Consider the following 8,630-nt stretch of genomic DNA (forward strand, 5'->3'; position numbering starts at 1 on the left):
CTACCTCCCCTACCCCCCTACCTCCCCATGCCTTGTGTGTACACCGTAGCCTTTATAAGGGGAGGGTTAGAGGCTTTTATTATTGGGTTTACTGAATCAAATTATACCACTGTCCATACGAAAGTATTATCACCGGGAGGAACCCCAGGAAGAAAACCAGGAGGAAAAACAAGAGTACCACCAATACCATTAAGAGGCCCGATCAAAGCGGGAAGAATGCCAATAGGATCAGAAAACATAGCAGTACCAGTAGCAGTCGTACCACCATTAGCTGTTTCTTGTTGTTCTACTGTCAACTCAGTAAATAACTTTTTACTCATGACTTTATTTCATAATTGGAAATATTGCCAACTTGGCTTTTAAACTTTAGAGAATATTTCTGTTGCTTAAACGCCAAATTGGCAATGTTCTATAACTGTTTCTTGTAGTTAAAAAAACCAAATAAGTAGGTAGTGAGGCAGAATTAATTACACAATGTTATTGCGTAAGCGTTGCGTTAGCCATATGGAATGAAGTGAAATGAAGCAATTCCAAGGGTTGTGATTGCTTCCCTTCGCTCGCAATGACTGTAAATATTTTTGTCCAATTACTTAGGTTGGCGTTGAAAATTGTCGTTATAGCAAGGCAAGAGTAAAGACATTTTCAGCGATTTTACGTTTCTTTACACAGTTTGGTTTTATTGTGTTCACCTACTTACGATGGCTGAAAATATCTAAATTGAAATAACTTTGGCGATCGCTATATCACTCAAAACGGCTTGATTGTTTGAGTCTAAACGTAGGGGTAAAGCATGAGCCATTGGTGTCAACTTAGGTTACAGATGGCTTATTTGTTTGGCTTCCACACCCGCCAGGGAATAAATTCCCTGTCTCATAGCTCAAGTCCGTTAAAACGGACTAATGAATTTTCCTAGTATTTAGTCATCTTTTAGATGACTTTCGCTATTAGCAAGGAACTTGAGTTCCTTGCGGGATGAAGATTTTGCGTTAAGTTGACACCATTAAGCATGAGCTAAACCCGTACACATCTGGGTTCTTTGTCATTTGGCAAAAGTTTAAATCTCACCCATGTTTAGTATACTTATTCCCAGCTATTTTCTCAGTTGTAAATCTACTCCAATCCGATGCGCGCAAGCAAACCCAGAAAAAGCCACAGCATTCAAACCTTGTCCGGGGAATGTACTATCTCCTACACAATACAAATTAGGAATCACAGTGCGATTGAAAGGCATTCCCAATAACCCCCACAGCTTACGTTTAGGTATTGGTCCATAAGTACCATCTATCCGTTGTAAAAAGCGTCTGTGAGTACGTGGAGTCCCGATTTCCAAATAATCTAACCCAGCATCTAAACCAGGAAAAATTGCGGCTAATCTGTCAATAATTTGCCCTGCTGCTATTTCTTTTTTAGCCGTATACTCGCTTTCGGAAAGTCCCTGCCAATTACTAATCCAGTCAGGTGTAAAAGCATGAATAATATGATATCCTGGTGGTGCTAAATCCGGGTCAAGGAGGGTAGGAATAGAAACAAAAATTGTTCCTGTTGCTGTGGTCATTTCCTGCCAATCTGTTAATAAAATATGATGGCATTCTGTTCCTACAGGTAAAACTGATGCTTTTACCCCTATATGCAAGCTTAAAAAACTGGGTGATTTTATATATCGTTGTTGCCAATTTTTTTCTTTAACTGGTATTTCTTGGACTGGTAGTAGTTTTGTAAAGGTGTCCCAGCGTGTGGCATTAGATACTATTTTTTTACCATAATAAACTTGACCATTTGCTAATTGTACACCTACAGCTTTTCCCTGTTTGGTGATGATTTTTGTGACTCGCGCTTGGTATTGAATTTCACCCCCAAATTGTGCTAAACCTGTCACCAATTTTTCGGCAATTTTCCCAACTCCTCCTTTAGGATAATTAACTCCTCCATAATGTCTATCAGAAAAAACCATGCCAGCATTAATCATTGGTGTCATGTTTGCTGGAACTACTGACCAGCAATAACACTCGATATCAATAAACTTTAATAACTGAGGATCTTGAATATATTTTCGGGCTACTTCTCCCACATTTAAGGGTAAATACTTGGCTAAACCTAGACAAGCTAAAGGATTTTTGAGAAATACCCGCAGGAGATATTTAGGTTCTTCTAATGATAATAATTCAATGTTATTCAGGCAATTAAAAACTTTTTGACATTCATCATAAAATCGCCTGATTCCCTTGGCTTCGTCGGGAAAATAAGCAATTAGATTTTGGAGAAATGTTTCATAATCTCGATCAATTTTTAAATCTAAACCATTGGGTAAATGATAGTGAATCTGGACAGAATCGGGAATGGTTTCCAGATTAACATTGACTGCATCTAAGGCACGGGTGAGTAAGTTGGTTGTTCCTTTATTTCCCATGCCAAAAATCATTGATGCACCGACATCAAATGTATATCCTTGGCTTTGAAAATAACCAGCACTACCACCGGGAATGAGATAACTTTCAAAAACTATAACTTTTGCACCTTTGGCTGCTAATTGGGTGGCTGTCACTAAACCACCAATACCAGAACCAATGATAATGACATCAAATAATTCAGAATCCATAATTTGCAATTTAACCCAAAAAATAGGGGAAAGGTCTGCTGCTAACTAATTCCGCCTTGAGAATAATATATACTAAACATGGGTGAGATTTAAACTTTTGCCAAATGACAAAGAACTCAGATGTGTAGGGGTAAAGCAAGAGCTTCATTGGTGTCAACTTAATGTAAAACCTCTATCCCGCAAAGAACTCAAGTCATCTCATTCCCCTGCTCTGACTGGGAATGAATTCTAGAAGGCTCTGCCTTCAATAATATTAGAGGCAGACAGCGTGGTGTTAAGTAGTGAGACAAAATTAATTACACAATGTCATTGCGTAAGCGTGGCGTTAGCCATATGGAATGAAGTGAAATGAAGCAATCGCCAGGGTTGTGATTGCTTCCCTTCCCTCGCAATGACTGTAAATATTTTTGTCCAATTACTTCGCCATAATCCTGAATGGGCGCAGTCCTTGCGCCCCTAACTTCAGCTTTCTTGTTTTTCCTGATTCGGTGAATTCTGCTATGATGTTCCAGTAAAAAGACAATTATCCAGCCGCCCTTTTCTAGCTATGACGCAACAACTCCGTGTTTATGTTCCACCTCATCCTTTAATTCAGCACTGGTTGGGAGTTGCTCGTGATGTAGCTACGCCATCTGTATTATTTCGTTCTGCTATGACTGAGTTGGGTAGGTGGCTAACTTATGAGGCTGCTAGGGAGTGGTTGCCGACTCAAGAAACAATGGTGCAAACGCCTCTGACGACCTGTGCAGCCACTTTTATTAATCCTCAGATACCTATGGCTGTTGTGCCGATTTTGCGGGCTGGTTTAGGCTTGTTGGAGGGAGCGCAGGGTGTACTGCCTTTGGCATCAATTTACCATGTTGGCTTGGCGCGAAATGAAGAAACTTTAGAACCTACTTGTTATTTAAATAAATTACCCGAAAAATTCGCTCCCGAAACCCGGGTGTTAATTACTGAGCCGATGTTGGCTACTGGAGGCTCTATAATGGCAGTAATGGCGGAATTGACCCAAAGAGGTGTTGATCCGGCGTTAATTCGGATTATATCTGTAGTTGTTGCTCCCCCGGCGTTGAAAAAGTTGGCTGCTGTCTATCCTGGCTTAATCGTTTACACCGCTACTATTGATGAAACGCTTGATGATCAAGGGTATATTGTACCAGGGTTGGGGGATGCGGGCGATCGCATTTTTGGAACTTAAGCTAGGATGCCCCTAAGGCTGGAAAATAGCTAAAGTATTGTCAAAGTTGCTTATTTTCGAGAAGACGGTAAAAAATATGAGTCAGCAAGATGGTTTTGCTAGTGGTTTGTTACTGGGGTCATTGATTGGGGGTGTAGTTGGTGGTGTTTTAGGGGCGGTGATTACTTCCCGCTTAGATGCTAAGTTTGCAAATGAAGAGCATGAAGGGTTAACTGCTGGGGAAAATGATGGACAGACAGGGACTAAAAAGCGGCAAATGAGGGCTTCTGGTCATGAAAGTTTGGAAATAGAAGCAACCAGGCGATCGCTCGAAGATAAAATTGCCCAACTTAATGCCACAATTGATGATGTGCGGAAGCAATTAGGTAATGTCAACAGCAACTCATCCCAGGAAGTTAATGAGCATTCTTAAGGTTTCCCTTAGTTATATTGATTGGCTACACAATGCGACGTGAGCTAAATTAAAATCAATCGTCAACCACCCATCACTTCCCTTCGGGTAAGTGAGGGCTTGTAAAAGCCTAGTTGGACTCAGTTCTTAACCGAACTACATGAATCTATGTTTGACATTTAATAGGAAAGTTACCCATGAATTTACTAATTACAACTCTAGCTACCTTTGTCTCTCTTTACAGCTATTTGCTGATTATTCGAGTCTTGTTGACTTGGTTTCCCACTATTGAATGGTCTAATCAACCATTTGCAGCTTTAAGCCAAATTAGTGATCCCTACCTCAATCTATTTCGTTCCATAATTCCCCCTTTGGGTGGGATGGATTTCTCCCCTATCCTGGCATTTTTGGCACTGAACATAGTTGGTGGTATTTTAGATAGTTTAGCTCGCGCCACCTTGGTACAAGGGTTTTAAGCCCCAAATTCCGATTTTCAATGTAAGGACGTTCATGGGAACGTCTCTACAACTTTTATCTTCTCACTTGTCCGCTAAATCCAGCAGCTTTAAATTGTTTAAGTTGCAATGGTACGGGCTGATTACTGGGGACAGTGATTCTAAATTCAAAATCACTAACTCCGGGAGGAACTTCGGTAATTAAACCCAGACGGGTGCGATTTTGTAAGGTTGAATCACCGTTAGCATCATATATGCGCCCAAAAATATCCGCATCATAAACAGTTTTGCGGGTGCTATTTTCTGCTTTACCTGTAACGATGAAGCAACTAGCAGAATTTGAACCGCTACTACCTACTATTCCACTGGACAGTTCTGATGGACATTCGTGATAAGAAATATCAGATAATTTAATCTGTGTTAATGCTAGGGCGCTGGGTGTCCATATCCAGGAAAGTAACCCCATTAGTCCTGCTATAAAAATTAACTGCATTGAGCGTAACCGCATAAAATACACCTTTGATTGGAAATTTACGAATGTCACGAGTACAATTTTACCTCACGCAGAGGCGCAGAGTCGCTCCAGAGTAAGAATTTCCAGTTATTGATTTTTGGTGTTGGTTGACACTCCCCGCTCTAAAGAGACGGGGATTCTTAAGATTTTACAATCCTAATATCCTGTTCACACAGGTTCCCAGACTCAGTACGTTTGCACAAAAGTGCGTGCTGATACCGCCAGTTGCTCTACTTGGGGAAACCCCAAGACCGCACTGGCTCATCTTCTGGGCGTTTAGCTGTTAAACAGCAAGTTTCGCGGAGTCCCCACGTACTATTTTGAAACCTCTATCTCTGATAGTTTTTGCAGCACCAATGTCAGCGTGTTCGTGATATCCGCATTCCGTACAAATGAATTTCTCACCATCACGGTTTGACTTATCAGTATGCCCACAATTTCTGCATTCTTGACTGGAGTATTGAGGATTAATTTTAATTACAACTTTTCCTTGCTTCACAGCGAGATACTCAATTTTTAAAATTAAATCACTCCAACTTGCATCAGAAATAGAACGGTTTAATCCTTTTTTTCTAGATTGCCCATTCTTTAAAAATCTTCCAGTTTTTTCATCGGTCTTAACTTGGCAACGCCTCAACATACCGGAGATGTTTAAATCTTCTAAGGCAATAGCATCAACCTTTCTAGAAACTATTGTATTGGCAACACTCCATTGATAAGCAGTTCGTTTATCTGTAATCTTTTTGTGAAACCGTCCTACTTTATTAGCTGCTTTTTTACGATTTTTACTACCCTTGACTTTACGATTAATCCGTCGCTGTCTGATTTTTAAAGTGCGTCTAGCTTTTTTATTGGTTGAGAACCTAGGATTATCAATTTGATGTCTGTCGGAGAAATGGACAAGTTTAGTTATTCCTAAGTCACAACCAAGAATAGAATTAACTTCGTTTAGAGGCTTCTTTATATAGTCTGGTATGGTTTTATCTTCAATTCTAATTGAGACATACCAACCATCTTGGGTAGAGTCGAGGGCGGGTCTTATCCCGCGCCCCTCTCTGTTAAATCTGGGCGTGCAGCTTTCACTGCACCCAGCTTCCGATGTTCTTAGCTTTCGCTTTTGCTCATGTGAATATAATCGTGGCAGCTTTCATGAATTGCTAGAAGGTTTTTTGGTTTCCAATTGTTATGATTGGCATCAACATGATGTAGATGTACCTTCTCATCACTGAGCATTTTAAGACCACAATGACCACATTTATGGCTTTGCCGTTTGAGGGCTTTAGAGGTATTGTTGTTATAGAGCTTGCTATTACGTTCGCTCCAATAACTTAAATCTCCGTCGTAAGGTGATTTCTCTCCTTTGACCATGATATGTTTGTGTTCGGAGTAAGGAACTGCTGGGAACGCCTTATCTAGTAATTTCTTGCTAGAGTAGCGGTTTAGCTTAGTTTCCTTGTTGAATACCCTAAATGCTCTGTTTTGGATATGGAATAACGAGTTTCTTGACCCGTCCATCTTGCAGAAGCGGTGGTAATTCCTCCAACCTCTAACTACAGGGGCTAATTTCTCAGCCTTTGTGGTAGAACCATAATTCGAGTTGTTGACGATATGTTTTACTTTCTTGCGAAAAGATTTAAAGTTGTCCGCTGATGGAACGCATCTAAACTTCCCGTTTTTCTGAACTTTAAAGTGCCAGCCTAGGAAATCGAACCCATCTGTCGCGGCGGTTAGCTTCGTCTTTTTCTCACTGACTTTCATTCCCCGCACTGCTAAAAACTGACTGATTTTTTCAAGTATTTCTGTGGCATCGTCTTGGGGTCGGAGTATTATCACCATGTCGTCCGCATAACGAATTGAAGGTTCGATAATATGTTCCTTTGGGGTCTTGTCTGTGATTCGATTTTTAGAAACCGTGTGGTGTCTATGAATACTTTCAATTCCATTTAAGGCGATGTTAGCTAATAGTGGACTTACCACGCCACCTTGAGGTGTTCCTTGTTCGGGGAACTCTGGATTAACTCCGGCTTTGAGACAAAGGAAGATTCCTTGTCTTATGCTGTAAGGAGCGATGAGTCTGTCCATGATGGCGGTGTGGTTTATCCTGTCAAAGCATTTTTCAATATCGAGTTCTATAACTCGTTTATCTATTCCATTTCGTGTAGAACATAGGTTGTTGTACAGGTATTTCTGGGCATCATGTGCCGAGCGTCCTGTCCTAAACCCGTAGCTCCTGGCGTGGAAGGTTGCAACGCGCAAGCTGGTTCTAATGCGTATTTGACAAGGCATTGATACGCCCTATCTGCAATAGTAGGGATTTTCAGCATCCTGGTAGTACCGTCCTTTTTGGGGATGGGTATTTCTCTTAGCCCCTGGTGTTTCCAGTTGTTGGCGGATGCTTTTAGCAGTTCATTAAGCTCAAAGCGTTCCTTAAAGGTAAGGGACTTTTTGCCGTCAATTCCTGCGGTCTTTTTCCCAGCGTTTAGCTGTGATACTTGACGGATAGCCAGTAATCTCGCTGCGGAGGATTTCAGAATCAGCTTTTGTAGGGACTTAGCTTTACGCTTGTCTCCAACTTGAACCGCTTTGTACACTCGTTTTTGTAGGCGGAATAGGTTACGGCGGAATTTCTTCCAAGGTAACTTCTTCCAAGATTCACTAGAGTTGTCTCTGTGTCCAATCATGCTCTGCTCCAATCTGTGTATTCTGAACACCTCAGACCAATTACGGTCTGTCCTACCCGAATTGAAGGGATTCCGCTGCTCGTCCAGCCTACTTATGGGGTTCGACCGCCCCTAGACCTTCAATCCGTTTTTATTCGTTCCCTCGGATGATTGTTAGTTCCGTTAGGTGTAGCCACTTCAACCGCTGGATTCCCTGGACTCTTACCGCTATCAAGCGCAGGATGCGGCGGGAATTAACTCCAGTGTGGTCAGGGTTTTTGATGTTGCGCCCTGCCTCTAAGTAGGTCGCTTTTTAAGGCTCTGTTTCACCGTGGGAACTCCCCTTTAGCACCAGTGTCACCCCACAACGGATGTCTGATTATGCCCTGTTCCCAGCTTCGACCTCCCGAAACCGAGTCGGGTTATCGTGGGCAGATGGGGAGTCATACCTGAGTCTGGTAGATGGGACTTGCACCCATATCAGACCGAGAGTTCAACCTTTTTCCATGATTGGATGGGGTTGGTTAGCTTATGTACGGGCTGGATACCGTGATTCAGCTAACAACGAATCGCACACGCTTTCTTAGTGTGGCAGCTTTGATAGTAAAGCCTGTTGGTATTGAGCGAGAATTGAAAAACCGCAGCCATCCCAACTTGGGGAGATAGATTTTATTACCTTGAACTTTTACCCTGGTAGGTGCTATTGCACCAGAGGTTACAGCGAATTATTTGCGAGTTGGTTATAGAGAATAGGTGGAAAATTATTGCTATGGAGATTATGCCGGATCATGTCCATCTGTTTTTAAATGTGTTGCC

The 8,630-nt window shown here is 41.7% G+C and carries 8 protein-coding genes and 1 pseudogene; 4 read left to right on the top strand and 5 right to left on the bottom strand.

Going from position 1 to position 8,630, the window contains the following annotated elements; translation table 11 throughout:
- Nucleotides 1–101: 101 nt before the first annotated feature.
- Nucleotides 102–320 (bottom strand): hypothetical protein, encoded by a 219-nt coding sequence (locus tag IQ228_RS15175; RefSeq protein WP_193963385.1) that lies wholly within the window; start codon nt 318–320, stop codon nt 102–104.
- Nucleotides 321–1,090: 770 nt separating this feature from the next.
- Nucleotides 1,091–2,596, bottom strand: a complete 1,506-nt coding sequence (crtH, locus tag IQ228_RS15180; RefSeq protein ID WP_193963387.1) for a carotenoid isomerase — start codon at nt 2,594–2,596, stop codon at nt 1,091–1,093.
- Nucleotides 2,597–3,143: 547 nt separating this feature from the next.
- Between crtH and upp the strand changes: the two genes are divergently transcribed.
- From upp to IQ228_RS15195, 3 genes are all read left to right on the top strand, one after another.
- Entirely contained in the window at nt 3,144–3,794 is a 651-nt protein-coding gene (gene upp / locus IQ228_RS15185) for a uracil phosphoribosyltransferase (protein WP_027401029.1), read from the top strand.
- Between the two features lie 76 nt (nt 3,795–3,870).
- A complete protein-coding gene (locus tag IQ228_RS15190) occupies nt 3,871–4,206 on the top strand; it encodes a hypothetical protein (protein ID WP_027401028.1) in 336 nt (111 codons plus the stop codon).
- A gap of 176 nt (nt 4,207–4,382) precedes the next feature.
- Nucleotides 4,383–4,661: a YggT family protein gene (locus IQ228_RS15195; RefSeq protein WP_027401027.1), complete on the top strand. Its 279-nt coding sequence runs from the start codon at nt 4,383–4,385 to the stop codon at nt 4,659–4,661.
- A gap of 55 nt (nt 4,662–4,716) precedes the next feature.
- On the opposite strand, the gene IQ228_RS15200 is transcribed toward IQ228_RS15195, so the two are convergent.
- From IQ228_RS15200 to IQ228_RS15210, 3 genes and pseudogenes are all read right to left on the bottom strand, one after another.
- The gene (locus IQ228_RS15200) at nt 4,717–5,148 is read right to left on the bottom strand and encodes a hypothetical protein (protein WP_027401026.1); all 432 of its coding nucleotides are present in this window, start codon (nt 5,146–5,148) and stop codon (nt 4,717–4,719) included.
- A gap of 289 nt (nt 5,149–5,437) precedes the next feature.
- Nucleotides 5,438–6,298, bottom strand: a complete 861-nt coding sequence (locus IQ228_RS15205; protein ID WP_228043891.1) for a transposase — start codon at nt 6,296–6,298, stop codon at nt 5,438–5,440.
- Nucleotides 6,259–7,835 (bottom strand): annotated as a pseudogene (locus IQ228_RS15210) (group II intron reverse transcriptase/maturase). Before IQ228_RS15210 ends, IQ228_RS15205 begins: the two are co-directional and overlap by 40 nt.
- Nucleotides 7,836–8,511: 676 nt before the next feature.
- On the opposite strand from IQ228_RS15210, the gene IQ228_RS15215 reads away from it, so the two are divergent.
- A partial coding sequence (locus IQ228_RS15215; protein ID WP_370566898.1) for a transposase occupies nt 8,512–8,630 on the top strand: 119 nt, incomplete at its 3' end.

This window comes from Dolichospermum sp. LEGE 00246, assembly GCF_015207865.1.
Classification (GTDB): domain Bacteria; phylum Cyanobacteriota; class Cyanobacteriia; order Cyanobacteriales; family Nostocaceae; genus Dolichospermum; species Dolichospermum heterosporum.

Bases quoted from the DNA above. Each gene is read 5' to 3' on its own strand.
- IQ228_RS15195 (WP_027401027.1), top strand. From the start codon at position 4,383: ATGAATTTACTAATTACAACTCTAGCTACCTTTGTCTCTCTTTACAGC.
- IQ228_RS15175 (WP_193963385.1), bottom strand. From the start codon at position 320: ATGAGTAAAAAGTTATTTACTGAGTTGACAGTAGAACAACAAGAAACA.
- crtH (WP_193963387.1), bottom strand. From the start codon at position 2,596: ATGGATTCTGAATTATTTGATGTCATTATCATTGGTTCTGGTATTGGT.
- IQ228_RS15200 (WP_027401026.1), bottom strand. From the start codon at position 5,148: ATGCGGTTACGCTCAATGCAGTTAATTTTTATAGCAGGACTAATGGGG.
- upp (WP_027401029.1), top strand. From the start codon at position 3,144: ATGACGCAACAACTCCGTGTTTATGTTCCACCTCATCCTTTAATTCAG.
- IQ228_RS15190 (WP_027401028.1), top strand. From the start codon at position 3,871: ATGAGTCAGCAAGATGGTTTTGCTAGTGGTTTGTTACTGGGGTCATTG.